The organism is Bradyrhizobium sp. WSM1417 (assembly GCF_000515415.1).
Taxonomy (GTDB): Bacteria; Pseudomonadota; Alphaproteobacteria; order Rhizobiales; family Xanthobacteraceae; genus Bradyrhizobium.
The window spans coordinates 3,650,696-3,676,584 of record NZ_KI911783.1 but is presented as its reverse complement, the minus strand read 5'-3'; the positions used below and the strand labels follow the sequence as shown (position 1 = coordinate 3,676,584).

Sequence of the window (25,889 nt, the reverse complement as noted above, 5' to 3'; positions counted from 1 at the left end):
AGCGGCAGCCTGGATTGCTTCGCTACGCTCGCAATGACGGAGTGTGGGCAAGAGCATCGCGCCCTCACCGGCCCCGGAGTGCATTGGGCGACTGAATCGCCCCCCAATCCCGCCTTGAATCCCCCCTCCCCGACCGCTAAAGCGGGCCGCATGAATGCCTCGCCCTCCCCACCCGTCCCAGCGGCCGGTTCAGTCGAGCCTGACGTGCTGCGGACGCTGCTGGAGCGCCCGATCGCGGCGGTCATGGGCGTGCTCAACGTCACCCCGGATTCATTCTCCGACGGTGGCGAATTCATCGCGCCCGAGCAGGCGCTCGCGCGGGCACGAGCGATGATCGAGGCCGGGGTCGACATCATCGATATCGGTGCCGAGTCCACCCGGCCCTACAAGGGCGCCCGGCCTGTCACTGCGGAAGACGAACTGGCGCGGCTGAGGCCGGTGCTATCGGATGTCGTGGCGCTCGGCGTGCCGGTCTCGATCGACAGCATGAAGGCGGAAGTGGTGGCCTTCGCGCTCGATCAGGGCGCGGCGATCGCCAACGACGTCTGGGGCCTGCAACGCGACGCCGGCATGGCGCCGACGGTGGCCGCGAAGGGCGTCCCCGTCATCGTCATGCACAACCGCGACAGCGTCGATCCCGGCATCGACATCATTGCGGACATGAAGGCGTTCTTTCAGCGCTCGCTGGATATCGCGGCAAAAGCCGGCATCGCACGCGACAGGATCGTGCTCGATCCCGGCATCGGCTTCGGCAAGACAGCCGAACAGAGCATGATTGCGCTGGCGCGGCTGCGTGAATTCGACATGTTTGGCCTGCCGATCCTGGTCGGTGCCTCGCGAAAACGCTTCATCGCGTCGGTGTCGCCGTCGGAGCCGACAGAGCGGCTCGCCGGCTCGATCGCCGCGCATCTGATCGCCGCGCAGCGCGGCGCGAAAATCATCCGCACCCATGACGTCGCCGAGACCTTGCAGGCCCTGCGAGTGGCGCACGCAATCGAGAGCAAGCCATGACCGATACGATCTTCGTAAGCGGCCTGTCGATCCATGCCCGCCACGGCGTGATGGAGCACGAGACCGAGGTCGGCCAGCGTTTCGTCATCGACCTCGAGCTCTATACCGACCTGTCGGAGCCGTCGCGCAGCGATCGGCTCGCCGATACGGTGTCTTACGCCGACGTCGTGGCGACGACCACCGCGGCCTTCAAGAACACCAATTACAAGCTGCTGGAGCGCGCGGCCGGCGCGGTGGCCGATGCCATCCTGTCGCACTTTCCGCGCATCCGTGCGGTCAAGATCACCGTGCACAAGCCGCATGCGCCGATCGCCGCGATCTTCGACGACGTCGGAATCATGCTGACGCGCTCGCGGCACCCCTGACATGGCGAGCGTCCTGATTGCGCTCGGCGGCAATGTCGGCGATGTCCGCGCGACGTTCGGAAAGGCGATCGCCCATATCTGCGGCATGGCGCAGGCCGCGTTGATCGCGCGCTCGTCGGACTATGCGACGCCACCCTGGGGCGACGAGGACCAGGCTCCCTTCATCAACGCCTGCATCGAGATCGAGACCGATCTCGATCCGCATGCGCTGCTGTTCGTGATGCAGAAGGTCGAGCAGAAATTCGGCCGCTCGCGCGACAAGGAGCGGCGCTGGGGCCCGCGCACGCTCGATCTCGACATGATCGCCTATGACGATGTGTCGATGCAGAAGCCCGACCTGACCCTGCCGCATCCGCGCCTGTTCGAGCGCGCCTTTGTGCTGGTGCCGCTGGCCGAGATCGCGCCCGACCGGGTGATCGCAGGCATTCGTATCCGTGACGGTCTCGCCAGCGTCTCGACACAAGGCATTGAGCGGCTTCCGGATACCGGTTAACCAAAAACAACCGTTTGCAGGGACGGCCGGCCGTGGCAATTTCGCCTGCGAACAACAAGATTTTCGGGAGCCCTTCGCCGCATGACCTCCGCGACTGACGACCTGCCGCTGGCGGCGGATTTTCCCAAGGCGACCGTCGACGACTGGCGCAAGCTGGTCGATGGCGTGCTGAAGGGCGCGCCATTCGAGAAGCTGGTCGCCAAGACCTATGACGGAATCAGGATCGATCCGCTCTATCCGCGCGCCAAAGGCGTTGCGCCCGTGGTGGGTCGGCCAGCGGCGGCGCCCTGGCAGATCATGCAGCGGATCGACCATCCCGATGCAAATGCGGCGAATGCGCAGGCACTGACCGATCTCGAAAATGGCGCGACAGGGCTTGCGCTGGTGTTCGCCGGCGCTAATGCCGCTCACGGTTTCGGTCTGGAACCGACCGCGGACGCAGTCGCAAAGATCTTGAAGGACGTCCATCTCGATGCGGGCATCGGCCTCGAGCTCGAGATCGGTCCGCAATCGCGGATGGCGGCGATCCACGTCGCGGAATATGTGAAGAGCAACGGCATCGATCCCGCGGCCTGCGACATCCGCTTCGGACTCGATCCGCTCGCGGCCGGCGCGGTGTGGGGCCATAGCCCTTATACCTGGGACGAGATCGTTCCGGCCGTCACCGGCGGCATCAAGGGCCTCGCCGCGCTCGGCTTCAAGGGACCGTTCGCATCAGCCGACGGACGCGTGATCCACGATGCCGGTGGCTCGGAGGTGCAGGAGCTCGCCTTCGCGCTCGCCTGCGGCATCGCCTATTTGCGCGCGATCGAGGGCGCGGGCGTTCCGCTGGAGCAGACGCGGGGCATGGTCTATGCGCGGCTTGCCGCGGACGCAGATCAGTTCCTCACCATGGCAAAATTCCGCGCCTTGCGGCTGCTGTGGGCGCGTATCGAGACGGCGTGCGGGCTCACGCCAAAACCGCTGTTCATCGCCGCCGATACCGCCTGGCGCATGCTGACGCAGCGCGATCCCTATGTGAACATGCTGCGCGCGACCATGGCGACGTTTGCGGCCGGACTCGCCGGCGCCAACGCGATCACCGTGCTGCCGCATACGCTGGCGCTCGGCCTGCCCGATCCGTTCGCGCGGCGCGTGGCGCGCAATACGCAGCTCGTGCTGCTGGAAGAGAGCAATCTCGCCAAGGTCAGCGATCCCGCGGCAGGCGCAGGGGGCATCGAGACGTTGACGGGCCAGCTCTGCGAGGCGGCCTGGGCGCTGTTCCAGGAGAGCGAGAAAGCCGGCGGCGCCTTCGCTGCGCTTCAGCAGGGCCTGTTCCAGAGCAAGGTCGTGGCCGCGCGAAAAGCCCGCGACGCCAATATCGCAAAACGCCGCGACGTGCTGACCGGCGCCACCGAGTTTCCGAACCTCCACGAGAACGAGACTGCGGTGCTGAAGGCGACGCCGATCGCGCTGCCGCCTTATGGCGAGCAAAAATACAAGTTCCACGCGCTGCCGCCGATCCGGCTTGCAGAACCGTTCGAGGCGCTGCGCGACAAATCCGATGCGGCGTTGAAGGCACACGGGGCGCGACCGAAAGTGTTTTTGGCCAATCTCGGCACGCCCGCCGATTTCACGGCGCGCGCGACCTTTGCCAAAAGCCTGTTCGAGACCGGCGGCATCCAGGCCGTCGACAGCGCGGGCTTCGCCGATCCGGCCCAGTTAGCCGCAGCCTTCAAGGCCTCCGGCGCCGGGCTCGCCTGTCTTTGTTCCAGCGACAAGGTCTATGCGGAACACGCCGAAGCCGCGGCGCAGGCCCTGCAAACCGCCGGCGCCCGACTTATCTATCTGGCAGGCCGCCCGACCGATGCCGAGGCGGCGCTGCGTGCAGCCGGCGTCACCGGCTTCGTCTTTGCCGGTGCCGATGCGCTTGCCACGCTGCAAGACACCTATCGACGGATGGAGCAGCCATGACGGAAGCAGGCAAACCCGTTCTCACCGGCGGCTGCCAATGCGGGGCAGTGCGCTTTGGAGTCATGACGGCGCCGAACAGGGTTTCGATCTGCCACTGCCGGATGTGCCAGAAGGCCAGCGGCGCGCCGTTCGCCTCTTTTGCCGACATCAACAAGACGGACTTTGCCTGGACCAAGGGCAAGCCGTCGTTCTTCCGCTCCTCGTCCATCGCCGAGCGCGGCTATTGCGCCGCTTGCGGCACGCCGCTGAGCTTTGGCCGCATCGACGGCGACCGGATCGAGATCATGACCGGCGCGTTCGACCGTCCTGACCACGTGGTGCCGACACGGCAGTTCGGCACCGAGTCCCGTCTCGGCTGGGTGGTCGGGATCGCCAATCTACCAAGCCAGACCACGCAGCAGAATTACGGACCGGAGAAGATGGCGACCATCGTCAGCCATCAGCATCCGGACCATGATTGAGCGTCCATGATATGGTTGAAACCATGAGCCGCATTCCTGATTTCGCAGACATCGCCTTCGAGCGCACCACGAGCGCCGCGCCATCAGGCAGCGCCGAGCCGTGGCTGACGCCCGAGGGTATTCTGGTGAAGCCCGCCTATGGTGAAGCCGACCTGGCCGGGCTCGACTTCCTCGAGACCTATCCGGGCATCGCGCCTTATCTGCGCGGCCCCTACCCGACCATGTATGTCAACCAGCCCTGGACTGTGCGGCAATATGCCGGCTTCTCCACGGCGGAGGACTCCAACGCGTTCTACCGCCGTAATCTCGCGGCCGGACAGAAGGGCCTCTCGGTCGCGTTCGATCTCGCCACCCATCGCGGCTATGACAGCGACCATCCGCGCGTCGGCGGCGACGTCGGCATGGCTGGCGTTGCCATCGATTCCATCTACGACATGCGCACGCTGTTCGCGGGCATTCCGCTCGACCAGATGAGCGTGTCCATGACCATGAACGGCGCAGTGCTGCCGATCCTCGCGCTCTACGTTGCTGCCGCCGAGGAACAGGGTGTGCCGCCGGAGAAGCTCTCAGGCACCATTCAGAACGACATTCTGAAAGAGTTCATGGTGCGCAACACCTATATCTATCCGCCTGCGCCCTCGATGCGGATCATCTCGGAGATTTTTGCGTATACCTCGCAAAAAATGCCGAAATACAATTCGATCTCGATCTCCGGCTATCACATGCAGGAGGCCGGGGCGACGCAGGACCTCGAACTCGCCTATACGCTGGCCGACGGCGTCGAATATCTTCGCGCCGGCCTTGCGGCGGGCCTCGATGTCGACCGCTTCGCGCCGCGGTTGTCGTTCTTCTGGGCGACCGGGATGAACTTCTTCATGGAAGTGGCCAAGATGCGCGCCGCGCGGCTGCTCTGGGCGAAGCTGCTCAAGCCTTTCAATCCCAGGGATCCACGCTCGCTGTCACTGCGCACGCATTGCCAGACATCCGGCTGGTCGCTGACCGCGCAGGACGTCTTCAACAACGTGATGCGCACGACGGTGGAAGCGATGGCGGCGACGCAGGGCCATACCCAGTCGCTGCACACCAACGCGCTCGACGAGGCGCTCGCTTTGCCGACCGACTTTTCGGCGCGCATTGCCCGCAACACGCAGCTCTTCCTGCAGCAAGAGAGCGGCACCACCCGCATCATCGATCCCTGGGGCGGCTCGTATTATGTCGAGCGTCTCACCCGCGACCTCGCCGCCAAGGCCTGGGGCCACATCCAGGAGGTCGAGGAGCTCGGCGGCATGGCCAAGGCGATCGAGGCCGGCGTACCGAAGCTGCGCATCGAGGAAGCCTCGGCCAAGACCCAGGCCCGCATCGACGCCGGCAAGCAGGCGGTGATCGGCGTCAACAAATACAAGCCGACCGACGAAGCTCCGATCGATATCCTCAAGGTCGACAATAGCAATGTCCGCCGCCTCCAGATCGACAAGCTGACGCGGCTGAAATCCGAACGCAACCAGAAGGACGTCGAGGCCGCGCTCGCCGCGCTGACGCGCTCGGCCGGCGAAGGCAACGGCAATCTGCTCGCGCTCGCCATTGATGCCGCGCGCGCGAAGGCAACCGTCGGCGAGATCTCGAACGCGATGGAAAAAGTGTTCGGCCGGCACCGCGCCGAGATCAAATCCATCACCGGCGTCTACAAGCGGGAGGCGTCCAGCATGGGTAACCGGGTCGAGAAGGTTCAGGCGCTCATCGACGCCTTCGAGGAAGCCGAGGGCCGCCGCCCGCGCATCCTGGTCGCAAAAATCGGTCAGGACGGTCACGACCGCGGCCAGAAGGTGATCGCGTCGGCCTTCGCCGATATCGGCTTCGACGTCGACATCGGGCCGCTGTTCGCAACCGCCGACGAAGCCGCGCGCCAGGCGGTCGAGAACGATGTCCACATCCTCGGCGTTTCCTCGCTTGCGGCCGCCCATCTCACTGCCGTGCCGGAGCTGAAAGCCGCGCTGAAGAAGCAGGGCCGCGACGACATCATGATCATCGTCGGCGGCGTGGTGCCGCCACAGGATTACGACGCGCTCTACGCGGCCGGCGCCGAAGCCATCTTCCCGCCGGGCACGGTGATCGCGGACGCGGCCGAGGAGCTGATCCGCAAGCTGAACGCCCGGCTCGGGCATAGCGAGGCGGCGGAATAGGTCGCCATCGATCTTCGGAAGGACAGTGCGTGATATTTTCCGCGCCAGCATCATGCGCGCGCTAGCTGTGGTCGCAGCTTGCAGCGCATTGTTGGCGACCGCCCATGCCGCCGACCCCAAGCCCGACGCCGTCATCAAGACCAAGAGCATCGAGGCCCGCGTTTTCCTCGACGACAAGGTCAAGGTCGATGCGACGCTAACGGCCGACTGCCTGACTGAAGGCAGGAAGTGGATCGACAAGAACGCGGCAGAAGCCGCCGCCGCGCGCAAAGAGGATCCGCAGTTCTTCAGGGATGGCGGCTGGGACTTTGAACGCAAATATGCGGTCCGCTCCGTCGTCGCCGACCGCTATGTCAGCATTCTCCGCAACGACTACATGGACACCCACGGCGCACATCCCAATTCCGACGTGAACACGGTCCTGTGGGACAAGGCCGAGAACAAGCGCATCTCCATCCGCCCGTTCTTCACCGAAACCGCCGACAGCGGCCCGGCCATGAAGGCGATGGTGAAGGCGGTGATCGCCTCACTGAAAATCGAGAAGAAGAAGCGCGGCGCCGGCGAGACCGCGACCGACGAATGGTTTAAGGAGCTCGCACCGAGCCTGCTCAAGATCGGTGCGGTGACGCTCGCGCCATCAACCGAAGCGGGCAAGAGTTCCGGCCTCACTTTCCACTACCCGCCCTACGCAGTCGGCCCCTACGCCGAGGGCGAATATGTCGCCTTCGTGCCGTGGGAAATGCTGAAACCCTATTTCACCGCGGAAGGCACCCGCATCTTCGGCGGCGCGCGGCCGAAGAGCGACGCGGACGAGCCGCAGTGATCGTGTTGAGCAGCGACAAGCTGCTCGCAGAGCGCTGGTAGCGCTACCTTGCAGCCGCGCTGCAAAGCCGACTAGAATGTCGCCATTGACAAGAGCGCCTGACGTCATGGGCGCCGTTGGGAGGCATTGATGTCCAAGATTACGCGCCGCACCTTTGCGGCTTCATCTGCCGCAGTCGCGGCATCCGCCGCATTCGGCCTCACACCTGCACTTGCGCAAGCCTATCCGGCGCGGCCCGTCACCGTGATCGTGCCCTGGGGCGCGGGCGGCGGCACCGACGCGACTGCACGCATTGTCGCAGCGCTTCTGGAGAAGGATCTCGGCCAGCCCTTCAACGTGGTCAATCGCACCGGCGGCTCCGGCGTTGTCGGCCATACCGCGATCGCGACCGCGCAGCCCGATGGTTACACCATCGGCATGCTCACGGTCGAAATCTCGATGATGCACTGGCAAGGGCTGACCGAACTGGCGCCGAAGAGCTACACCCCGCTGGCTCTGATGAACGAAGATCCCCCGGGCATCCAGGTCTCCTCCTCCTCGCCATACAAGACGGTGAAGGAACTCGCGGAAGCCATCAAGGCGGCCCCTCCCGGCAAGTTCAAGGCCTCCGGCACCGGCCAGGGCGGCATCTGGCATCTCGCGCTGGTCGGCTGGATGCAGGCGATGGGCCTGCCCGCCAACCAGGTCGCCTGGGTACCGTCGAACGGCGCCGCACCCGCGATGCAGGACCTCGCCGCCGGCGGCCTCGACCTCACCACCTGCTCGGTGCCGGAAGCCCGCGCCATCATCGAGGCCGGCAAGGCCCGGAGCCTTGCCATCATGGCCCCGGCGCGCAATCCGATCTTCAAGGACGTGCCGACGCTGAAGGAGGCGATGGGCATCGACTACGCGACCGGCGCCTGGCGCGGCATCGCCGGGCCGAAGAACCTGCCGCCGGAGATCGCAACCAAGCTCACCGCGGCGCTGCAGAAGGTCTATGACTCCGCCGAGTTCAAGGACTTCATGGGCAATCGCGGCTTCGGCACGGTGTGGGGCGATGCCGGCCAGTTCGCAAGCTTCATGGACAAGGGCGACGCCCAGATGGGCGAAGCGATGAAGGCGGCGGGTCTGAGCAAGGCGTGACCCTGGGATCATTTCCCGACTACACGCGCTGATCGCCTCTCTCTCCTCCCGCGCGGGGAGAGAGAGCATACCTCACATAGGATTCTCCCATGCGTCTTCCCGACTCGGTCACGGGATCGTTTCTCGTCGTGCTCGGCACAGCAGCCGCCTATGGCGGCTGGCTGTTGCCGCCGGTGCCCGGGCAGCCGGTCGGCCCCAACGTATTTCCGCTCGTGATCGGCATCGGGCTTGCGCTGTGCGGGCTCGCGATCGTGTTCGGGATCGGCCACACCTTCGAGGAGGCGGAAGAGCTGATCCCGCTGGAGGATGGCCAGGCAGCGGCTGCGCCGCCTCCGCAGGGAAAGTTGTACGGCATGCGCGCGCTGCTGCCGCCGGCGCTGCTGCTGTTCTACGTGGTCGCGGCCGACCGGCTCGGCTTCATCATCACCGCGGCGATCATGGTCTACGTCACCTCGACCGCGTTGGGGGCGAAGTGGAAGCTGGCGCTGCCGCTCGCTGCGCTGGCGCCGTTCGCCATCCACCTGATCTTCGGCAAGCTGCTGCGCGTGCCGCTGCCCGCCGGCCTGTTGCCGACGCCCTGGTGATCCCATGCTAAAAACCCTGATTGAAGCGTTCGCACTGATCTCCACCTGGGAGGTCATCATCGCGATGTTCGCAGCCTCCGTGTACGGGCTCGTGATCGGCTCGCTGCCGGGCCTGTCGGCGACGATGGCAACCGCCCTGCTCGTCCCCGTCACCTTCTACCTCTCGCCGATTGCGGCGATTGCGACCATCGTCGCGGCGTCCTCGATGGCGATCTTCTCCGGCGACATTCCCGGCGCGCTGCTGCGCATCCCGGGAACGCCCGCCTCCGCCGCCTATGCGGACGAGGCCTACGCCATGACCCGCAAGGGACAGGCCGAGCTGGCGCTCGGGGCCGGCGTGTGGTTCTCGGCCGTCGGTGGCATCGCCGGCGTGCTGTCGCTGATGATCCTGGCGCCGCCGCTGGCCGAGATCGCGCTGTCGTTCTCGACCTTCGAGTATTTCTGGCTGGCGCTGCTCGGCCTCATGTGCGCCACTTTGGTCGCTCGCTCCTCGCCGGTAAAGGCAATCGCCGGCATGTTCCTCGGCCTGCTGGTCTCCTGCGTCGGCATCGAAAATCCCGGCGGCGTGCCGCGCTTCACCTTCGGCCTCACCGATCTGTTCGGCGGCATCGAGCCGATCCCCGCGCTGGTCGGCGTGTTCGCGGTGGCCCAGGTGATGCGCGCGATGCTGACGCCCGAGCCTCCGCCGCTGCCGCGGCGCAAATTCGGAAGCATCATGGCCGGCCAGTGGAAGCTGACCAAGAAATACCATTGGCAGATGACGCGCGGAAACATCGTCGGCATCATCATCGGCGTGCTGCCCGGCGCCGGCGCCGACATGGCCGCCTGGGTGTCCTACGCGATGTCGAAGCGCTTCTCCAAGGAACCGGAGAAGTTCGGCACCGGCCATGTCGAGGGCCTGGTCGAGGCCGGCGCCAGCAACAATGCCAGCATCGCCTCGGGCTGGGTGCCATCATTGCTGTTCGGCATCCCCGGCGACACCATCGCCGCGATCGCGATCGGCGTGCTCTACATGAAGGGGCTCAACCCCGGGCCGACGCTGTTCACCGAGAAAGCGTCGAGCATGTACGCGATCTATCTGATGTTCATCATCGCGAACATTTTGATGATCCCGCTCGGCATCGCCATGATCCGGGTTGCCGCCTACATCCTGCTGGCACCGCGCTCCGCTATCATGCCAGTTATTATGCTGTGCTGCGCGGTCGGCTCGTTCGCGATCGGCAACAACATGTTCGGCGTCGTCACCGTCGCCGCCTTCGGCGTGATCGGCTATGTCATGGAAGCAAACGGCTATCCCGTCGCCGCGATGGTGCTCGGCATCGTCATGGGCACCATGGTCGAGCAGGCTTTCGTCACTTCGCTGATCAAGTCGGACGGCAGCATTTTGCCGTTTTTTGAGCGCCCCGTGGCCGCGATCCTCGCCGCCATGGCGATCGGGGCGCTGCTGTGGCCGGTGATGGTCTGGGCCTGGCGGAAGCTGAAACCGCTGCGGACGGGGGTGGCGGCGACATCCCGGTGATATCGGGCGAGCAACCCTCGCCTGCCCCGCGCCGGCGTTGTAAAGCAGGGCATGGTTGAGAAAAAGCCTTCACTGGACATCAAATCCCTCGCCCATGACCTCCGCGCCGGCAGCCGCGCGGCGCTGGCGCGGGCCATCACGCTGGTCGAGAGCCGGCGCAGCGACCATCAGGCGCTGGCGCGCGAGCTGGTGCAAATGCTCTTGTCCGATACTGGCAGGGCGGTCCGCGTCGGCATCACCGGCTCGCCCGGCGTCGGCAAATCCACCACCATCGACGCGCTCGGCACCCATCTCATCGAGCAAGGCCACAAGGTCGCGGTGCTCGCGGTCGATCCGTCCTCGGCGCGGAGCGGTGGCTCGATCCTCGGCGACAAGACGCGGATGGCCCGGCTCTCGGCGTCCGACGACGCCTTCATCCGGCCCTCGCCGGCCTCGGGCACGCTCGGCGGCGTCGCGGCCAAGACACGCGAGGCGATGCTGCTGTGCGAGGCGGCCGGCTTCGACGTCGTGCTGGTGGAGACTGTCGGCATCGGCCAGTCCGAGACCGCAGTCTGCGACATGACCGATTTCTTCCTCGCCCTGATGCTGCCGGGGGGCGGCGACGAGCTCCAAGGGATCAAGAAGGGCCTGGTCGAGCTCGCCGACATGATCGCGATCAACAAGGCCGATGGCGACAATCTCAAGCGCGCCAACATCACCGCCGCCGATTATCGCGGCGCGCTGCATATCCTGACGCCACGCTCCGAGCACTGGCATCCGCCGGTCGAGACCTATTCGGCGCTGACCGGCGACGGCGTCGCGAAGATCTGGCAGAAGGTCCTCGATCACCGCAAGGCGATGAATGCATCCGGCGATTTCGCCGCACGGCGGCGCGAGCAGCAGGTGAAATGGATGTGGTCGATGCTGGAGCAGCGCATGCTGGCGCGCTTGCGCAGCGAGGCGTCGGTTCGCACCAAGGTCCGGAAGATCGAGACTGAGGTGGCCGACGGCCATCTCACACCGGCGCTCGCCGCCGAAAAGATCTTGGAGTTGCTGCAATGAGCGACAAGCTCCGCATTCTCCTCACCGGCTTCGGCCCGTTTCCCGGCGCGCCCTACAATCCGACCCAGCCGCTGGTCGCCCGGCTGGCGCAATTGCGCCGTCCCGCACTCGACGATGCCGCGATCTCCAGCCACATCTTCCCGGTCACCTATGCCGCGGTGGACCGGCAATTGCCGGAGGTGCTTGCGAAAGAGAAGCCCGATGCGCTGCTGATGTTCGGCCTCGCCGCACGCACGCCCTATCTGCGCATCGAGAGCCGCGCGCGCAACGCCGTCACCATGCTGTGGCCCGATGCCGCCAACAGCCGATCGAGCAAGCGCGGCATCGCCGGCAATGCGGACGCGATAACGTTCGGCCCGCACACCGCAAGGCTGCTGCGCGCCGCCCGCCTCACCGGCATCGACGCGCGCCCCTCGCGTGATGCCGGCGCCTATCTCTGCAATTACCTGAGCTGGCGCGCGATCGAAAACGTCAGGGGCGGCGGGCCAAAGCTCGCCGCGTTCATCCATATTCCCCTGCTCGCGCGCAGTGGCGCCGTGCGCCGCAAGGGCGCGCCGCGGATCACGCTGGAGGAACTGGTGGACGCCGGGGAAGCGATGCTGATGGAGATGGTGCAGTTGGCACGGAAGGCTCGGAACACGACTGCGTAAACATTTAACCCTACCGCGAACAATCCTCACGGCCCCGGCCGTCCCTGCCCATTTCTGCGCTACCTAGTCCGCGCGGGCCCCCGCGTCCGCCGGAGGACGCGTCCATGGACCTCAATCGCCGCCATCTCATCGGAGCTTCGACCGCAGGCATCGCCGGCGCGCTCGCGATACCCGCCGACGCCGCGCGTGCGGCGCCGCTGACGTCGCTGCTCGGCCGAGATGCCACGCAATATGGCGTGCGGCCTGGCAGCAGCGAGGATCAGACCCGCGCGCTCCAGCGCGCGATCGACGAGGCCGCGCGAGCGCAGATGCCGCTGGCGCTGCCACCCGGCATCTACCGCACCGGATTGTTGCGCCTGCCAAATGGCGCACAACTGATCGGCGTGCGCGGCGCGACAAAATTCGTCTTCACCGGCGGGGCGTCGGCGATCCAGAGCGACGGCTCCGATGCAATCGGCATTTCCGGCATCACTTTTGACGGCAGCGGCATTCCGCTGCCGACGCGACGCGGGCTGATCCAGATCTTAGGCGGACGCGACGTCCGCATCACCGATTGCGCGATCACCGGCTCCGGTGGCAGCGGCATCTGGCTCGAACAAGTCTCCGGCGATATCTCGGGCAACATCTTTACCAACATCGCGGTGACGGCGGTGGTGTCGTTCGACGCCAGGGGACTCAGCGTCTCCCACAACACCATCACCGGCACCAACGACAACGGCATCGAGATCCTGCGCACCGCCATCGGCGACGACGGCACGCTGGTCACTGATAACCGCATCGAGGACATCAAGGCCGGTCCCGGCGGCTCCGGCCAGTACGGCAACGCCATCAACGCGTTCCGCGCCGGCAACGTCATCGTGCGCGGCAATCGCATCAAGAACTGCGATTACTCCGCCGTGCGCGGCAACTCGGCCTCGAACATCCACATCACCGGCAACAGCGTCAGCGACGTGCGCGAGGTCGCGCTCTATTCGGAATTCGCTTTCGAGGCCGCGGTGATCGCCAACAACATTGTGGACGGCGCCGCCGTCGGCGTCTCCGTCTGCAATTTCAACGAAGGCGGCCGCATCGCCGTGGTTCAGGGCAACATCATCCGCAATCTGATCCCGAAGCGGCCGATCGGCACCGCGCCGGATGACGATGCCGGCATCGGCATCTACATCGAGGCGGATTCATCGGTCACCGGCAACGTGATCGAGAACGCGCCGTCCTACGGCATCGTCGCCGGCTGGGGCAAATATCTCCGCGACGTCGCCATCACGGGCAACGTGATCCGCAAGGCACTGGCAGGCGTCGGCGTGTCCGTCGTGCCCGGCGCCGGCACCGCGCTCGTCAACAACAACATGATCTCGGAAACCCCGCGCGGCGCCGTGGTCGGGCTCGATCATGCGCGCGCCGTAACGTCCGACCTGTCGGCGGACGGCGCCCAGCGGTTTGCCCAATTGGTGGTCGGCGGGAATGCGGTGCGGCGGTAGCTGCCGTTCCTCGCCTCTTACTCTCGAACGCTAGAACGCGTTCCGCAGCAGCGGGTATTTCGCTTCGAGGCCGTCGAGGCTGAAGGTGAACTCAACCAGGCGTTCGGGGGCTGCGACAATTTCGGCTGCCGGCGGAGAGAACTGCGGCAGAAGCGCCGCCATCGCAGCCAGCGCCTTGGGCGCTGCCGTCGCGGCCGGCATCTTGGGCCCCGTCATCGTGACGGGCGCGGTGGGCGGCGCCATGGCAGCCGGCACTTGGAGCGGCGCCATCTCGGCAGGCGCGGCGACCCGCGCGGTCGGGGCTTCGGTGATTTCGGCGAGAACGCCCGGATTCGGATCGAGCCTGACCGGGACGGCGGTCTCCGGGGCGATGTGCACGGCCTTCGGTTGCACGGTCTGCGCCTGGGGCTCGCGCGGAAACATGCGGGGCATTGTCGCCGGCGACCAGCCGAATGCGGGCGACACGCTCGCAGCCGCCGTGGCGACATCAGCGCCGGTGGCAAGCGCGCGCCAGGTCTGGACGGCGAGCTTGGCTTCCTGAATGTTTTCGAGAAATGCGATCTCGGAGTGATAGCGGCGCCAGCGCCCGGTCTCGAACATCTCGGAGAGATGCACCAGCCGCTGCTCGGCGAGAGCGCACCAGCGTGCCGCAACGTCGCGGCCAATGGCAACGTCGCGAATAGCCTCTTGGCGATGTGTCATAAATCAGCCCGTCAGGAGAAAATACGGACGCGACGCAACGCACACGAATCAATTTAGACGCGACGTGAATATTTTGTGGAAAAGTTTTGACTTGTCCAGCAACGACGATGTTTTCGTCGCCAAACTCCGTAGTCGTGCGGAGATTCAAGGGGTTTTGGAGTCAAGCTTCGCACAAGCATAGCGCGCTTGCGGCATGCGGGCGGAGCGGTCGCGCTGAGTGAGCCACGATCTCTCAACCGGAAGCTGATCTCGCGTAGGGCTTCGAGGAATTGGACGTCAAAAAGAAAAGACCCGTCCGGGGGGACAACCGGACGGGTCGAGCCATATGGGCGCTTGGGGTGGATGGGCGCTCGCGCCTAATATGACTTATGGGGAGGGATAACCGCTCCCACATAATTTGGTCGTGGCAGCGGGCCGAACGTTCAACGCGGCGTTTGATTTTTCGACCTTCGCGCCGCGCGCAAAGTTGTCACAGCCGCTATCGCGTCGCCGGTCTATCCGCTTGAGAAACCGTGGCTTTATCCTCGGTGCTCGACAACGAAGGTTGCTCTAATGCGCGGACGCCAGGCTCGTCGCGACGCTTCCCGATATCTTCACGTTTTGTTGTACCGGAGGCGGCCGCGACCGGCGTCGCGCCGGCGGCAGGAACGGCCATGACCGCGGCAAACGCGTCGGCCTCACCGTCGCCGAACAGATCATCACGGCCGGGTGAACCGAGGTCGCGCGCCGTCTTCGCCAGCGTCGTGCGCAGCGCTTCCGGCTTCAGGGCGTAATTGCGCTCGAGCAGCAGCGCCGCGACGCCGGAGACATAGGCGGCCGAGAATGAGGTGCCCGACGTCATCTGGTATTTGCCGTCAGGCGCCGGCAGGAAGATATCGACGCCGGGGGCCGCGACCGCGATGTAGTTGCCGCGGTTGGAGGCGGTGAACAGCCTGTCCTGCTGGTCGGTCGCGCTAACCGCGATCACGTTGGGATTGGCGGCCGGATAGAGCGGCGGCGACTTCGCGCCGGCATTGCCGGCGGCCGCGATCAGCACTAGGCCACGCGCGGCGGTCGCCGCGATGGCCCGCTCGATCACCGCATCTTTCGGACCGGCAAAGCTCATGTTGACGATCTGCGCCCCGTGCTCGGCGGCATAATTCAGCGAGCGCAGGATGATGTAGGACGAGCTCTCGGCCCCGCCGGTGGTGCCGCCGAAGGCGCGGATGGCGATGAGGCGCGCCTCGGGCGCGCTGCCCATCAGCTTGGCATGCGCCACGATGGCGCCGGCAATGCCGGTGCCGTGAATGTGCGGGCCCTCGGCAATGCCGAGCGCATCGAAATTGTCGGCAATGGAGTTGGCAAGTTCGGGATGTTGGACGTCGATGCCGGAGTCGATCACGGCGACCGTCACATTGGCGCCATGCGCGAGAGTATGTGCCTGCGGCAGGCGGAGCTTGGCCAGCGCATATTGCGCGGGATCCCCCTCGGTCGGCACCGACGATTTCTGGTCCTGAAGCAGGTAGCGGAAGTTCGGCTGGACCGAGCGCACGCTGCCGTCCGCCGCGAATTCACGCCGCACCGTCGCGGAGGGTCGGCCGTCGGTGATGCGGAACAATCCGAACGTTGCCCCGATCAGCGGAAAATTCTCGGAGGACACGCGGGTCAGGCCATGGCGACGCGCAAGCTCGTCGGCTTGGCTCAACGACAGCCCGCCGTCGATCTCGGCGACGAATTCGCCGGCGAAGGTGCGCAAATCCGCGGCGACGGGCGTGTTGTTGCCGCGCCCCTTTGCGGCGGTCTTCTTGCCCGACTTGCCCGAGCCATCGCCGCCTGCGTTCTGCTGCGCCAGGCATTCGCCGGCGGCGTCGCGATCGGGCGCAGTACAGGCGGGATAGAGGTTCGGGGAGTAGCGCGCATAAGGCAGCACCGGCGTCGGCCCCATCCGCGCCGAAATCCTCGTGGTCACGATCGGGCCGGGACCGCGACCGACGGCCACCGCTCTGGCGGTAACGCCCGGACTGACGCGTGCGGCGATGCCAGGAGAAACGGTCGGCATTCGGGAGGGGACGCTGATCGTCGGCGTGCGCATGATCGCCTGCGCCTGCGCGACCTCGACGCCGAGACAGGCGGCGAGCAGAAGCGCGGCTCCGACCGACGAAGCGCAGGCCCCCGCTCTTACTCCACTTTCAAACTTGCGCGTCATTGGTTTGGAAGCGCCTTATGGCGCTGCGACGGCGAGGTTGACGAACTTCTCGCGCTGCATCTTGCCGAGCAGCGAGGTGAGTTCGTCACGGCTCATCGCCTTGTCGAACTGGAGGCGGAACATGCCGCCCTTGGCATCACCGATGATCGAAGCCTGGTAGCCGTCGAGCAATGCCGTGATGTCGGCGACGCGCGCCTCGGGCGTGAAGCGTACCAGCGCGCGCGCCGGCGGGACGGTCGTTCCGAGGTCGCGGGTGATCGGAGCGCTGGTCGAGAGCGAAGCAGTCTGGAAGGTCGCAGTGTGGATCTTCGTCAACACGGCGCCGATGATTCCGGCCTGTAGCACCAGCGCCATGGCGCCAAGGCTCGCCGACCAGGCCAGAGTGCGCGGCGACAGGCTCGCAAAGAAGCTGGCGATGCGCGCCGACAGCGGCAGCGAACCGGCCGCCCGCGCAGGCTCAGCATCCATCGCGGCGAACAGCTTCTGCATCGCACGCGCCGACGGAGCACCCAGGCTCTCGTTCAGATGGATGGTCTCTTCATACTCGCCGCGGATCGCGGCATATTGCTTCGCGAGCTCCGGATCGCGCGCTAGCGCCTCGTCGACGCGGCGCGCATCGCGCGGATTCAGCGTGCCGGCGGCGTGCCACGGCAGCAGCAGTTCAATTTCACCGGGCTCTTGCTCCAGCATCTTCTTGCTCAAAGCCATCATGGCCAGCCTCGCTCAATGCCGGCTGCCTTCAGCAGTTCGGCCAATTTCTTGCGCGCATAAAACAAGCGCGTCTTCACAGTGTTCTCCGGGATGCCAACGATTTCGGCCACTTCTTCCACGGACTTCTCGTGGTAGTAGACGAGATCGACGATTTCCCGATGGTCCGGCGAGAGGCCCGTCAGACACTCCCGCAACGCTTCACTGGTATCCTTCTTCTGCACCGCCGTTTCCGGATTGTCGGACGTATCCTCGATCGCGTTCGCGGCGTCGTCGTCCAACTCAAAATCCTTCCTGCGCCGAAGCGCAGACAGGGCCTTGAATCGGGTAATGGCCAGCAGCCAGGTGGAAACGGCGGATCGGCCCTCGAATTTGCCGGCTTGACGCCAGACGTCGAGAAACACCTCGCTGATGAGGTCTTCCGCCGCCTGCTCGTCCCGCACGAGCCGGAGGCCGAACCGATACACCCTGACATGGTGCCGCCCGTACAGCACCTGCATGGCGAGCCGGTCGCCTTGAGCGATCCTGGCGATCAGGATCTCGTCCGAAGCCGCTTGTGTCACGCTCAAAGACCGTCTCGCAAGGTTGGTCGGGTCGATGCGGCAGACGGTTCGACGGGAGGGGTAAAATTGTTCAACCTACCGCAGTCATACGGGAAGCTGTGTGATCTACCCCACATACGCGAAATTTCCTGTTGCCAGCCGCGGCTGGGCGCCTTGCTCAAGAACGGTAACATAGTAATGAAGCACTTTCCTGAGCAATGCCGTCCCAGTAGAGACGGCCCGACGTGCATGGAACCTTAGCAGCCTAGCACGACATATGTCTTCCGAAGCCCTGCTTTGGCTCGACCGCGTCGCACACGATACCTAATCGCCGGCAAATTCCTGGAGCGATCGACGTCCCCTGCTGCCGCGCTCTACAGCGTGGATTCGGTTTCGAAGGATACCAAACCTAAAGGCTTGCGACGTAGATTTTTGAGCTGACATCCACCACTGGCGGGACCATGAGCACGGCTGCGACGTCCTTTCCCGAGAGGAATGCCGCTGAGGCCGCGGATCTCGCCTTGACGACCGAGGCAGCGGCACCCGAGGTCCTGGCGCGCCGCATCCGGCAGCGGCGCCAGATGTATGTCGGCCAGGTGGCGAGCTACTCGCTCGGCGCCTCCGTCCTGCTGCTCTACGCCTTTGACGGCGTGATCTCCATGGGCGTTCCGTCGCTGTTCTGGCTCAGCGGCCTGCTGATCATCGGTACCTTTACCGTGCTATCGGAAGCGGGCTTCGGCGACCGGTTCGAGGATCATTACCTCACCGTCTTCCAGATCTCGGCGCATATGACGCTGCAGCTGCTGTTCCTGCTCGCGGTGCCGACAGTCGGAGTCGCGTTCCTGGCCGTGCTGTTTCTAATCTTCGCCTTCGGCACGCTTCGTATGACATCGAGCCAGGCGATGCTCACCTGGGGTCTCACCACTTGCGGGCTCGCGTTGGTCTTCCTCGCCTCGGACTTGCCAATCGGACTGCCGGTTACGACCCAGCTGCAACGGGCGGCATCGATGCTGTGCTTCGTGCTGGTGATCGGCCAGTGCGCCTTTCTCGGCCTGTTCGGCGCCACGCTGCGCAAGATCCTGTACCGGCGCAGCATCGAGCTGAAGGCCGCCTATCGGCGCATCGAGGAACTGGCGGAGCTCGACGAACTCACCGGCTCCTACAACCGCCGCTGTATCATGCGGCTTCTCGACGACGAGATCGAAAAATCGCGGCAGACGTCGACCCCTTGCGCGATCGCGCTGATCGATCTCGACTGGTTCAAGCGCATCAACGACGCCCATGGCCATCCCGTCGGCGACGAGGTGCTGCGCACCTTCGCGATCACCATTTTCGCCAACATCCGCCCGGCCGACTGCTTCGGCCGCTACGGCGGCGAGGAATTCTTGCTGCTGCTGCCGGGGATGGACGGCGATGCGGCGTCGCGCATGCTCGATCGGCTGCGCGGCATCGTCGCCGATCTGGACTGGAGCGCATTCTCCCCGGGCATGCGCGTGACCATTTCCGCGGGCGTCGTGACGCTCCGGGACAACGATACTGCCGACACGTTTCTCGTGCGCGCCGACAGCGCGCTCTATTCCGCCAAGGCACAAGGGCGCAACCGCATTGCAACCAGCTGACCAATCCATTTTCTCCAGGCGCGACAGAAGCCGCGGCCGGGCCGAACGCTCCAGGACAGGGCAATGAGATCCAAAGCCGTAAAATCATCCGAGAGTCTGCTCGAGGAATTGCAAACTGCGCTCTCGCACGGCACCGTTGCGCACCGGGTCGAGACGTTGCGCCGCGTCACCGATCTGTTCGTGGGCAACGCGGTGGACTATTCCGACGACCACGTCCGCGTGTTCGACGACGTGTTCCAATGCCTGATCGAGCGGATCGAGACGTCCGCCAGGGCGCTGCTCGCCGACCGCCTCGCATCGATCGCGGCTGCGCCGCCGAAGATCATCCGCACACTCGCGCTCGACGAGGTGATCGAGGTTTCCGGCCCGGTGCTGTCGAAATCCGAACGGCTGGACGAGGCGACCCTGATCGAGATCGCGCGCACCAGGGGCCAGGCCCATCTCAAGGCGATCTCGCTGCGGCGGGTGCTGTCGGAAGCGCTGACTGACGTGCTGGTGACCCGCGGCGACGAGGACGTGGTGCAATCGACCGTCAGCAATCCGGGTGCGCAACTGTCGGAGGGAAGTCTCGCCGACCTCGTGACCCGCGCCGAACGTGACGACGATCTCGCCAGCTGCATCGGCCTGCGGGCCGACCTGCCCCGCCATCATTATTTGAAGCTGGTCGCGAAGGCCTCCTTGACCGTGCGCCGGAAGCTGGAGGCCGCGCATCCGGAGCTCGCGGACGACGTGTCCAGCGTGGTCCAGGAAGCGGCCCGGCGGATCCGCGCCGCCACCATGACCTGGCAGACCGAGAGGGCGCGGGCGCTGGTGAAGTCGCTGCACGAGGACGGGCGCCTCAGCGAGCTCCAGGTTGCCACCTTCGCAGAGCAGGGCAAGTTCGACGAGACCAATGCGGGGCTCGCGGCGCTTGCGGGCGTCGCAGTCGAGACCGCCGAGACCATCATGATCGAAAGCCGGATCGAGGGCGTGATGATCCTCGCCAAGGTCGCGGCCATGCAATGGTCGAGCGTCCGCGCCATCATCGCCCTGCGCGAGAAGCTCTCAGGCGGCCCGCAGACCGACATGCTGACGCTGCGCGACGCTTACGAGGCGCTGCGCAGCTCGACCGCGCAGCAGGTGCTGCGCTTCCACCGCATGCAGCAGGGCGCGACGCCGGCGGCGTGAAGCTGGCGAGTTAGTAGCGTAGGACCCTCGCCCCCACCAGCGCGCCAATGGCCGTCACCAACGCGGTGGCGAGCGTGTACCAGGTCGCTACGAACAGCGGCGAGTCATCGGTGCAGTGCGAGGCGTACAGCGTCGCGGCGAGCCCGGCCGACACCAGGCCGGCGAGCGCCCCGGCGAGCGCGGGATGCGACGGCGCGCCGTGGCGCAAGCCGAACAGGGCCCCCGCAAGCAGCGGCAGCGACATCGCAGGGATTGCAAACAGGCACACCCTGGAATTCTTGCCCATCAATCGCATCGTCATCGGCATGGCCGGCGCCATCATCGCCTCGCTGCCGATCGCCACCGCGAGCAGCCCGACGGGCAGCAGCAGCAGCCAGCCCCAGCCACGCAGCAAGGCCTCGGGACGCGACAGATGCAGGCTGACGATGATCGCCGGGATCGCGAGCGACAGCGTGACCGCGAACTTCATGTCGAAGAACGGGTTGCGCATCGCGCTCATCACGTCGTGGCGCACACCGAGGAAGGTGGCGAAGATCAGGATCGACAGCGGCGCGGCGACCAGCAGCGCCATGGTCAGTACCGCGCCGACGCGCGGCGGGCGATGGGCGTTGTCGGCCGCGAGCGAGCGAATGAGTTGATCGGTATCCATGACTAGTGGTCCCGCAGTTTGGCTGTCAGCGCCGCAAGTCCGCGATGCAGCGCGACCCGCACCGCGCCCTCGCTCATCGAATATTTCGCCGCCGTGTCCTTGATCGAGGTGCTGTCGACCGCGATCGATTGCAACACGTCGCGCTGGCGTTGCGGCAGCGTATTGAGCTGGCTGGCGACTTCGCCCGCCGAGGCCGTCTCCTGCGGCGCCTCGCCCGGCAATATCTCGGCGAAATCGTCGATGTTGACGAAAATCCGCCTGCCCCGTCGCCGCAGCATGTCGATCAGCTTGTTGCGGCCGATCGCAAACAGCCACGGGGCGAAGGGGGCTTCGCTGTCCCAAGTGTGCCGCTTCAAATGCACCGCCAACAGAATCTCCTGCACGATATCCTCGGCCTGATCGGGAGGCTGCCCGGCCCGCGCCAGGCCGCGCCTCGCGGCAGCGCGCAGCACAGGCGTGACCGCCTTCAACAGACGATGATACGCCGCGTCATCGCCTGCCATGGCCGACCGCATCAGGTCGGTCCACTCGTCCTCACGTCCGCGCACGCGCGCCCTCACCATGCAATTCGGCCGTTCTTTCAGTTTGTTACGCCCGCGGCAGCATGATCACGAGTTCGTGATCATGCTTGGCCACGCAACCGATACGGCCGTCAGGATCTGCGACGGCTCATAACACCGATCGGTCCCGTACGCACCCGCGGCCGGCCGGGACGGCAAGGGTTTGCCGCGCTTTTGCCCGGTGTGGCCCGAAGATTCCCACTTTCTGCCCCGCTGTCGTCACGCGCCAGGGTCTCTGTTCGGTCCGGGACGGGCGGACTTGGGGAGATGTCAACATGATGAAAGCCAGCGGGCGCGCGGCCCTGATTCTCCTGGCCGGGCTTTTCGTGCTGTTCGGGGGCGTTGCACAGGCGGCCCCGAGTTCAGCCGCTAGCAGCAAGTCGGACAATGCAGGCAAACAGGCGGACGAGGTCAAGCCAAGCAAGCAGCGGCGTCACACGTCGCGCCACCGCGACAGCACCAAGACGGCACAGAAATCCGACGACAAAGCCGACAAGAAGGACGCCGCGGCAACGGCCGACGAGGCGAAGGCCGACACTCGTGAGGTCCCGGCCTCGAGCCAGATGCCGCCGGAAGTCGCCAACGCCAATGCGCAGCTCGCCGCCGCCGATACGCCGACCGCGGCAGCCGCCTCCGCAATGACGGGCCGCGCCAACGACAACGTCCAGGCCGCGGCCGATAATACCGCCGCCCCGAACCCCGAGAGCCAGGTCGTCGCACCCGATCAGCTCAACGACATCGACCGCGCCCTGCAACAGGACAACGCGCCGGCGCAGAAGGCGGTGATCGCCGCAACCGACGCGCAGCCGCGTCCGGCGCCGGTGATGGCAAGCAGCCAGCAGAGCTCGGCCTGGGACCAGAGCTCCCTGATCGGAAAGATCTTCATCGGTGTCGGCACGCTGCTGACGCTGGCCTCCGCCGCGCGCATGTTCATGGCGTGACTTTGGCTTGATTACGGCCTGATCGCCGGCCCGCGGGACCTCGTCCGGAACGCGCATCTCGCCGCGTGTTCCGGCCGTTCCTGCTCCGATGGCTTTAGCGCCTCTTGAAGCCCACCGCGCCAGCGGGCACATTGCCCCCTCAACCAAAAGCGTGGGTGGAGCATGAGCACGTTCGAACACATCATCGTCGAAAGCAAAGGCGCGGTCGGCATCATCAAGCTGAATCGGCCGAAGCTGCTCAACGCACTCTCGTTCGGTGTCTTCCGCGAGATCGCCGCGGCCGTCGACGATCTCGAAGCCGATGACGCCATCGGCTGCATCGTCGTGACCGGCAGCGAGAAGGCATTTGCCGCCGGCGCCGACATCAAGGAGATGCAGCCGAAAGGCTTCATCGACATGTTTTCGGAGGATTTTGCCGCGATCGGCGGCGATCGGGTCGCGCGCTGCCGCAAGCCGACGATCGCCGCGGTCGCGGGCTATGCCCTAGGCGGCGGGTGCGAGCTCGCGATGATGTGCGACTTCATCATCGCAGCCGACACCGCCAAATTTGGCCAACCCGAAATCACGCTCGGCACCATCCCCGGCATCGGCGGCACCCAGCGCCTGACCCGTGCGATCGGCAAGTCCAAGGCGATGGACCTTTGCCTCACCGGCCGCATGATGGATGCAGCAGAAGCCGAGCGCAGCGGCCTCGTCAGCCGCATCGTGCCGGCCGACAAGCTGATGGAAGAGGTGATGGCCGCGGCCGAGAAGATCGCCGCGATGTCGCGGCCGGCGGTCGCGATGGCCAAGGAAGCGGTCAACCGCGCCTTCGAGACCACGCTCGCCGAGGGCATGAGCGTCGAGCGCAACCTGTTCCACTCGACCTTCGCGCTGGAGGACCGCTCCGAGGGCATGGCGGCGTTCATCGAGAAGCGGAAGCCGGTGAACAAGAACCGGTAAGGAGGCGAGCGGTCAGGCTGGTGTAAGACTCTACCTTCCCGCAGAATCCCTGTGATGTAGCTGCAACAAGCACGGAATACATGGGGGTTTCCCCCGCGGCAGTTTGCCTGCGGGACCTCGGCTGGTTAAACAGTTAAGAGAGCCGCCGTCGGCGGGGGCGGACAGCCGGGATTTGCGGATTACATGATTGGGCGTGCCGCCAGAGCTGGTCGCGTGATGACGCGGCATCGATCGGGCGTGGCTCCTGTGCTCGCGACATGGACCACGCTGGCGCTCTGTTGCGCCCTGCCCTCCGCCGCACGCGCGGAAGCGCTGCCGGAGGCGCTCGCCAAGGCCTACCAGACCAATCCGCAGCTCAATGCCGAGCGTGCGCGGCAGCGCGCCACCGACGAGAACGTGCCGCAGGCCCTCGCCGGGTACCGGCCACAGATCGTGGCAAGCCTCAGCGCCGGGCTGCAATCGGTCCGCAACCTGCTGCCTAACAACACCATCCAGACCGCCAATCTGAAGCCATGGATCATCGGCGTCACCGTGACGCAGACCCTGTTCAACGGTTTCCGCACCGCCAACAACGTGCGGTCCGCCGAACTCCAGGTACAATCGGGCCGCGAGGCGCTACGCAACGTCGGCCAGGGCGTGCTGCTCGACGCGGTCACCGCCTACACCAACGTGCTCGCCAACCAGTCGTTGGTCGAGGCGCAGCGCTCCAACGTCGCCTTCCTGCGCGAAACGCTTTCGGTCACCCAGCGGCGCCTCAACGCCGGCGACGTCACGCCGACCGACAGCGCCCAGGCCGAGGCGCGGCTTAACCGCGGGCTCTCCGATCTCAACGCCGCGGAAGTCGCCCTGGCGGTGAGCCAGTCGATCTACGCGCAGGTGATCGGCAATGCGCCGTCGCAGCTTCGCGCTGCCGACGTGGTCGACCGCTATCTGCCGAAGAGCCGCGAAGACGCGCTGACGATGGCGATCCGCCAGCACCCGGCGGTGATGGCGGCGGGCTTCGACGTCGATGTCGCTTCGACCAACATCCGCGTCGCCGAAGGCGCGCTGCTGCCGAGCGCCAGCATCCAGGGCAGCGCCAGCAAGAGCCGCAACAACGACCCGACGCTCGGCACCTTCGCCGAAGACCAGGCCTCGATCGTCGCCAATGTCACCGCCCCGATCTACGACGGCGGCCAGGCCGCGGCGCAGACCCGGCAGGCCAAGGAGATCACCGCGCAGAGCCGGCTCGTGCTCGACCAGGTGCGCAATCAGGCGCGCACGGCGGCGGTCAGCGCGTGGGTTGTCCATGAAGGCGCCAAGATCGCGGTCTCGGCCTCGGAGTCCGAAGTGAAGGCGGCGACCGTCGCGCTCCAGGGCGTGCAGCGCGAGGCCGCCGGCGGACAGCGCACGACCGTGGACGTGCTGAACTCGCAGGCCGACTTGATTCAGGCCAAGGCCCGCCTCATCGGCGCCAATCGCGACCGCGTGATCGCCTCCTACACGCTGCTCAGCGCCGTCGGCCATCTCGACGTCAAGACCTTGAGCCTGAACACGCCGGACTATCTGCCCGAGGTGCACTACCAGCAGGTCCGCGACGCCTGGCACGGCCTGCGCACGCCGTCCGGGCAGTAGTTTCAAATCGTCTGGCTTGGTGCCGATGAAAAGCCGCCGCATCCATCTGATGGGAGCCTCCGGCTCCGGCGTGACGACGATCGGCCGCGCGCTCGCCGGCCGGCTTGCGCTGCCGCATCACGACAGCGATGATTATTTCTGGCTGCCGACCGCGCCGCCCTACCAGACCACACGCCCTACCGCCGAACGTTTGCGGCTGATGCGCGAGATGTTTCTGCCGCGGCTCGATTGGGTGCTGAGCGGAACCGTCACCGGCTGGGGCGACGAGCTCGTCCCATTCTTCGATCTCGTCGTCTTTGTGACGACGCCGCGCGAGCTTCGCTTGCAGCGCCTGCGTGACCGCGAGGCTACGCATTTCGGAGCGGATGCCGTGGCACAGGGCGGCTGGCGTCATGAGGAGGCGGAGTCGTTCGTCGACTGGGCCTCGCACTACGAAGCCGGGGATCGCGACGGCCGTAGTCTCGCAAAAGATGAGGCGTGGCTCGCGAAGCTGCCCTGCCCGGTCGTGCGCGTCGACGGCTCACGCCCGCTTGCGGACCTCGTCGAGCAGCTATGCAGCGAAGCGCAGCGGCTGCCGGGCTGA

Annotated in this window: 25 protein-coding genes; 19 read left to right on the top strand and 6 right to left on the bottom strand. The window is 65.9% G+C overall.

The annotated features are described in order from the left end of the window. Positions 1–150: 150 nt before the first annotated feature. From folP to BRA1417_RS0117550, 13 genes are all read left to right on the top strand, one after another. A complete protein-coding gene (gene folP, locus BRA1417_RS0117610; RefSeq protein WP_027516902.1) occupies positions 151–1,011 on the top strand; it encodes a dihydropteroate synthase in 861 nt (286 codons plus the stop codon). Next, the gene (folB, locus tag BRA1417_RS0117605; RefSeq protein WP_027516901.1) at positions 1,008–1,376 is read left to right on the top strand and encodes a dihydroneopterin aldolase; all 369 of its coding nucleotides are present in this window, start codon (positions 1,008–1,010) and stop codon (positions 1,374–1,376) included. Before folP ends, folB begins: the two co-directional genes overlap by 4 nt. A gap of 1 nt (position 1,377) precedes the next feature. Further along, complete coding sequence (gene folK, locus BRA1417_RS0117600) at positions 1,378–1,869, top strand: 2-amino-4-hydroxy-6-hydroxymethyldihydropteridine diphosphokinase (protein WP_027516900.1); 492 nt, start codon at positions 1,378–1,380, stop codon at positions 1,867–1,869. Between the two features lie 81 nt (positions 1,870–1,950). Then, entirely contained in the window at positions 1,951–3,822 is a 1,872-nt protein-coding gene (locus BRA1417_RS0117595; protein ID WP_027516899.1) for a methylmalonyl-CoA mutase family protein, read from the top strand. Continuing rightward, on the top strand, positions 3,819–4,283 hold the full coding sequence (locus tag BRA1417_RS0117590; RefSeq protein WP_027516898.1) for a GFA family protein: 465 nt from the start codon (positions 3,819–3,821) through the stop codon (positions 4,281–4,283). The genes BRA1417_RS0117595 and BRA1417_RS0117590 overlap by 4 nt, the downstream gene beginning before the upstream one ends. 23 nt (positions 4,284–4,306) lie before the next feature. Beyond that, the gene (scpA, locus tag BRA1417_RS0117585) at positions 4,307–6,463 is read left to right on the top strand and encodes a methylmalonyl-CoA mutase (protein ID WP_027516897.1); all 2,157 of its coding nucleotides are present in this window, start codon (positions 4,307–4,309) and stop codon (positions 6,461–6,463) included. Between the two features lie 52 nt (positions 6,464–6,515). Then, entirely contained in the window at positions 6,516–7,286 is a 771-nt protein-coding gene (locus BRA1417_RS0117580; protein ID WP_027516896.1) for an RsiV family protein, read from the top strand. Between the two features lie 129 nt (positions 7,287–7,415). Then, positions 7,416–8,408 (top strand): tripartite tricarboxylate transporter substrate binding protein, encoded by a 993-nt coding sequence (locus tag BRA1417_RS0117575; protein ID WP_027516895.1) that lies wholly within the window; start codon positions 7,416–7,418, stop codon positions 8,406–8,408. A gap of 89 nt (positions 8,409–8,497) precedes the next feature. Next, positions 8,498–8,992, top strand: coding sequence for a tripartite tricarboxylate transporter TctB family protein (locus tag BRA1417_RS0117570; RefSeq protein WP_027516894.1), 495 nt, complete (start codon positions 8,498–8,500; stop codon positions 8,990–8,992). A 4-nt stretch (positions 8,993–8,996) separates the two neighbouring features. Further along, the gene (locus BRA1417_RS0117565) at positions 8,997–10,511 is read left to right on the top strand and encodes a tripartite tricarboxylate transporter permease (RefSeq protein ID WP_027516893.1); all 1,515 of its coding nucleotides are present in this window, start codon (positions 8,997–8,999) and stop codon (positions 10,509–10,511) included. Between the two features lie 51 nt (positions 10,512–10,562). Continuing rightward, positions 10,563–11,552 carry a methylmalonyl Co-A mutase-associated GTPase MeaB gene (gene meaB, locus BRA1417_RS0117560; RefSeq protein ID WP_027516892.1) on the top strand — a complete coding sequence of 330 codons (990 nt, stop codon included), beginning with the start codon at positions 10,563–10,565 and terminating at the stop codon, positions 11,550–11,552. Beyond that, complete coding sequence (locus BRA1417_RS0117555) at positions 11,549–12,202, top strand: pyroglutamyl-peptidase I (protein ID WP_027516891.1); 654 nt, start codon at positions 11,549–11,551, stop codon at positions 12,200–12,202. The genes meaB and BRA1417_RS0117555 overlap by 4 nt, the downstream gene beginning before the upstream one ends. 104 nt (positions 12,203–12,306) lie before the next feature. Beyond that, the gene (locus BRA1417_RS0117550; protein ID WP_027516890.1) at positions 12,307–13,677 is read left to right on the top strand and encodes a TIGR03808 family TAT-translocated repetitive protein; all 1,371 of its coding nucleotides are present in this window, start codon (positions 12,307–12,309) and stop codon (positions 13,675–13,677) included. A gap of 30 nt (positions 13,678–13,707) precedes the next feature. Here the strand turns inward: BRA1417_RS0117550 and BRA1417_RS0117545 are convergent, their stop codons facing one another. From BRA1417_RS0117545 to BRA1417_RS0117530, 4 genes are all read right to left on the bottom strand, one after another. Beyond that, complete coding sequence (locus BRA1417_RS0117545) at positions 13,708–14,379, bottom strand: TIGR03809 family protein (RefSeq protein ID WP_035968609.1); 672 nt, start codon at positions 14,377–14,379, stop codon at positions 13,708–13,710. A gap of 478 nt (positions 14,380–14,857) precedes the next feature. Further along, entirely contained in the window at positions 14,858–16,564 is a 1,707-nt protein-coding gene (locus tag BRA1417_RS0117540) for a S8 family serine peptidase (protein ID WP_027516888.1), read from the bottom strand. Positions 16,565–16,579: 15 nt separating this feature from the next. Beyond that, entirely contained in the window at positions 16,580–17,275 is a 696-nt protein-coding gene (locus tag BRA1417_RS0117535) for a hypothetical protein (protein ID WP_027516887.1), read from the bottom strand. Beyond that, entirely contained in the window at positions 17,272–17,841 is a 570-nt protein-coding gene (locus BRA1417_RS0117530; protein ID WP_007593582.1) for a sigma-70 family RNA polymerase sigma factor, read from the bottom strand. Before BRA1417_RS0117530 ends, BRA1417_RS0117535 begins: the two co-directional genes overlap by 4 nt. A 434-nt stretch (positions 17,842–18,275) precedes the next feature. Between BRA1417_RS0117530 and BRA1417_RS0117525 the strand changes: the two genes are divergently transcribed. Together BRA1417_RS0117525 and BRA1417_RS0117520 are read left to right on the top strand one after the other, a co-directional pair. After that, the gene (locus tag BRA1417_RS0117525; protein WP_027516886.1) at positions 18,276–19,433 is read left to right on the top strand and encodes a GGDEF domain-containing protein; all 1,158 of its coding nucleotides are present in this window, start codon (positions 18,276–18,278) and stop codon (positions 19,431–19,433) included. A gap of 63 nt (positions 19,434–19,496) precedes the next feature. Then, positions 19,497–20,600 carry a DUF2336 domain-containing protein gene (locus tag BRA1417_RS0117520; protein WP_027516885.1) on the top strand — a complete coding sequence of 368 codons (1,104 nt, stop codon included), beginning with the start codon at positions 19,497–19,499 and terminating at the stop codon, positions 20,598–20,600. 10 nt (positions 20,601–20,610) lie between these two features. On the opposite strand, the gene BRA1417_RS0117515 is transcribed toward BRA1417_RS0117520, so the two are convergent. Both BRA1417_RS0117515 and BRA1417_RS0117510 read right to left on the bottom strand, forming a co-directional pair. Beyond that, positions 20,611–21,249 (bottom strand): NrsF family protein, encoded by a 639-nt coding sequence (locus tag BRA1417_RS0117515; RefSeq protein ID WP_027516884.1) that lies wholly within the window; start codon positions 21,247–21,249, stop codon positions 20,611–20,613. A 2-nt stretch (positions 21,250–21,251) separates the two neighbouring features. Continuing rightward, positions 21,252–21,797 (bottom strand): sigma-70 family RNA polymerase sigma factor, encoded by a 546-nt coding sequence (locus BRA1417_RS0117510; RefSeq protein ID WP_027516883.1) that lies wholly within the window; start codon positions 21,795–21,797, stop codon positions 21,252–21,254. Positions 21,798–22,084: 287 nt separating this feature from the next. Here BRA1417_RS0117510 and BRA1417_RS0117505 point away from each other — a divergent pair, with 287 nt between their 5' ends. From BRA1417_RS0117505 to BRA1417_RS0117490, 4 genes are all read left to right on the top strand, one after another. Beyond that, a complete protein-coding gene (locus BRA1417_RS0117505) occupies positions 22,085–22,750 on the top strand; it encodes a hypothetical protein (RefSeq protein ID WP_027516882.1) in 666 nt (221 codons plus the stop codon). Between the two features lie 162 nt (positions 22,751–22,912). After that, the gene (locus tag BRA1417_RS0117500) at positions 22,913–23,692 is read left to right on the top strand and encodes an enoyl-CoA hydratase (protein WP_027516881.1); all 780 of its coding nucleotides are present in this window, start codon (positions 22,913–22,915) and stop codon (positions 23,690–23,692) included. A 216-nt stretch (positions 23,693–23,908) separates the two neighbouring features. Then, positions 23,909–25,306 carry a TolC family outer membrane protein gene (locus BRA1417_RS0117495; protein WP_035968608.1) on the top strand — a complete coding sequence of 466 codons (1,398 nt, stop codon included), beginning with the start codon at positions 23,909–23,911 and terminating at the stop codon, positions 25,304–25,306. A gap of 25 nt (positions 25,307–25,331) precedes the next feature. Then, positions 25,332–25,889, top strand: a complete 558-nt coding sequence (locus BRA1417_RS0117490) for a hypothetical protein (protein WP_027516879.1) — start codon at positions 25,332–25,334, stop codon at positions 25,887–25,889.

Bases quoted from the DNA above. Each gene is read 5' to 3' on its own strand.
- folP (WP_027516902.1), top strand. From the start codon at position 151: ATGAATGCCTCGCCCTCCCCACCCGTCCCAGCGGCCGGTTCAGTCGAG.
- folB (WP_027516901.1), top strand. From the start codon at position 1,008: ATGACCGATACGATCTTCGTAAGCGGCCTGTCGATCCATGCCCGCCAC.
- folK (WP_027516900.1), top strand. From the start codon at position 1,378: ATGGCGAGCGTCCTGATTGCGCTCGGCGGCAATGTCGGCGATGTCCGC.
- BRA1417_RS0117595 (WP_027516899.1), top strand. From the start codon at position 1,951: ATGACCTCCGCGACTGACGACCTGCCGCTGGCGGCGGATTTTCCCAAG.
- BRA1417_RS0117590 (WP_027516898.1), top strand. From the start codon at position 3,819: ATGACGGAAGCAGGCAAACCCGTTCTCACCGGCGGCTGCCAATGCGGG.
- scpA (WP_027516897.1), top strand. From the start codon at position 4,307: ATGAGCCGCATTCCTGATTTCGCAGACATCGCCTTCGAGCGCACCACG.
- BRA1417_RS0117580 (WP_027516896.1), top strand. From the start codon at position 6,516: ATGCGCGCGCTAGCTGTGGTCGCAGCTTGCAGCGCATTGTTGGCGACC.
- BRA1417_RS0117575 (WP_027516895.1), top strand. From the start codon at position 7,416: ATGTCCAAGATTACGCGCCGCACCTTTGCGGCTTCATCTGCCGCAGTC.
- BRA1417_RS0117570 (WP_027516894.1), top strand. From the start codon at position 8,498: ATGCGTCTTCCCGACTCGGTCACGGGATCGTTTCTCGTCGTGCTCGGC.
- BRA1417_RS0117565 (WP_027516893.1), top strand. From the start codon at position 8,997: ATGCTAAAAACCCTGATTGAAGCGTTCGCACTGATCTCCACCTGGGAG.
- meaB (WP_027516892.1), top strand. From the start codon at position 10,563: ATGGTTGAGAAAAAGCCTTCACTGGACATCAAATCCCTCGCCCATGAC.
- BRA1417_RS0117555 (WP_027516891.1), top strand. From the start codon at position 11,549: ATGAGCGACAAGCTCCGCATTCTCCTCACCGGCTTCGGCCCGTTTCCC.
- BRA1417_RS0117550 (WP_027516890.1), top strand. From the start codon at position 12,307: ATGGACCTCAATCGCCGCCATCTCATCGGAGCTTCGACCGCAGGCATC.
- BRA1417_RS0117545 (WP_035968609.1), bottom strand. From the start codon at position 14,379: ATGACACATCGCCAAGAGGCTATTCGCGACGTTGCCATTGGCCGCGAC.
- BRA1417_RS0117540 (WP_027516888.1), bottom strand. From the start codon at position 16,564: ATGACGCGCAAGTTTGAAAGTGGAGTAAGAGCGGGGGCCTGCGCTTCG.
- BRA1417_RS0117535 (WP_027516887.1), bottom strand. From the start codon at position 17,275: ATGATGGCTTTGAGCAAGAAGATGCTGGAGCAAGAGCCCGGTGAAATT.
- BRA1417_RS0117525 (WP_027516886.1), top strand. From the start codon at position 18,276: ATGAGCACGGCTGCGACGTCCTTTCCCGAGAGGAATGCCGCTGAGGCC.
- BRA1417_RS0117520 (WP_027516885.1), top strand. From the start codon at position 19,497: ATGAGATCCAAAGCCGTAAAATCATCCGAGAGTCTGCTCGAGGAATTG.
- BRA1417_RS0117515 (WP_027516884.1), bottom strand. From the start codon at position 21,249: ATGGATACCGATCAACTCATTCGCTCGCTCGCGGCCGACAACGCCCAT.
- BRA1417_RS0117505 (WP_027516882.1), top strand. From the start codon at position 22,085: ATGATGAAAGCCAGCGGGCGCGCGGCCCTGATTCTCCTGGCCGGGCTT.
- BRA1417_RS0117500 (WP_027516881.1), top strand. From the start codon at position 22,913: ATGAGCACGTTCGAACACATCATCGTCGAAAGCAAAGGCGCGGTCGGC.
- BRA1417_RS0117495 (WP_035968608.1), top strand. From the start codon at position 23,909: ATGACGCGGCATCGATCGGGCGTGGCTCCTGTGCTCGCGACATGGACC.
- BRA1417_RS0117490 (WP_027516879.1), top strand. From the start codon at position 25,332: ATGAAAAGCCGCCGCATCCATCTGATGGGAGCCTCCGGCTCCGGCGTG.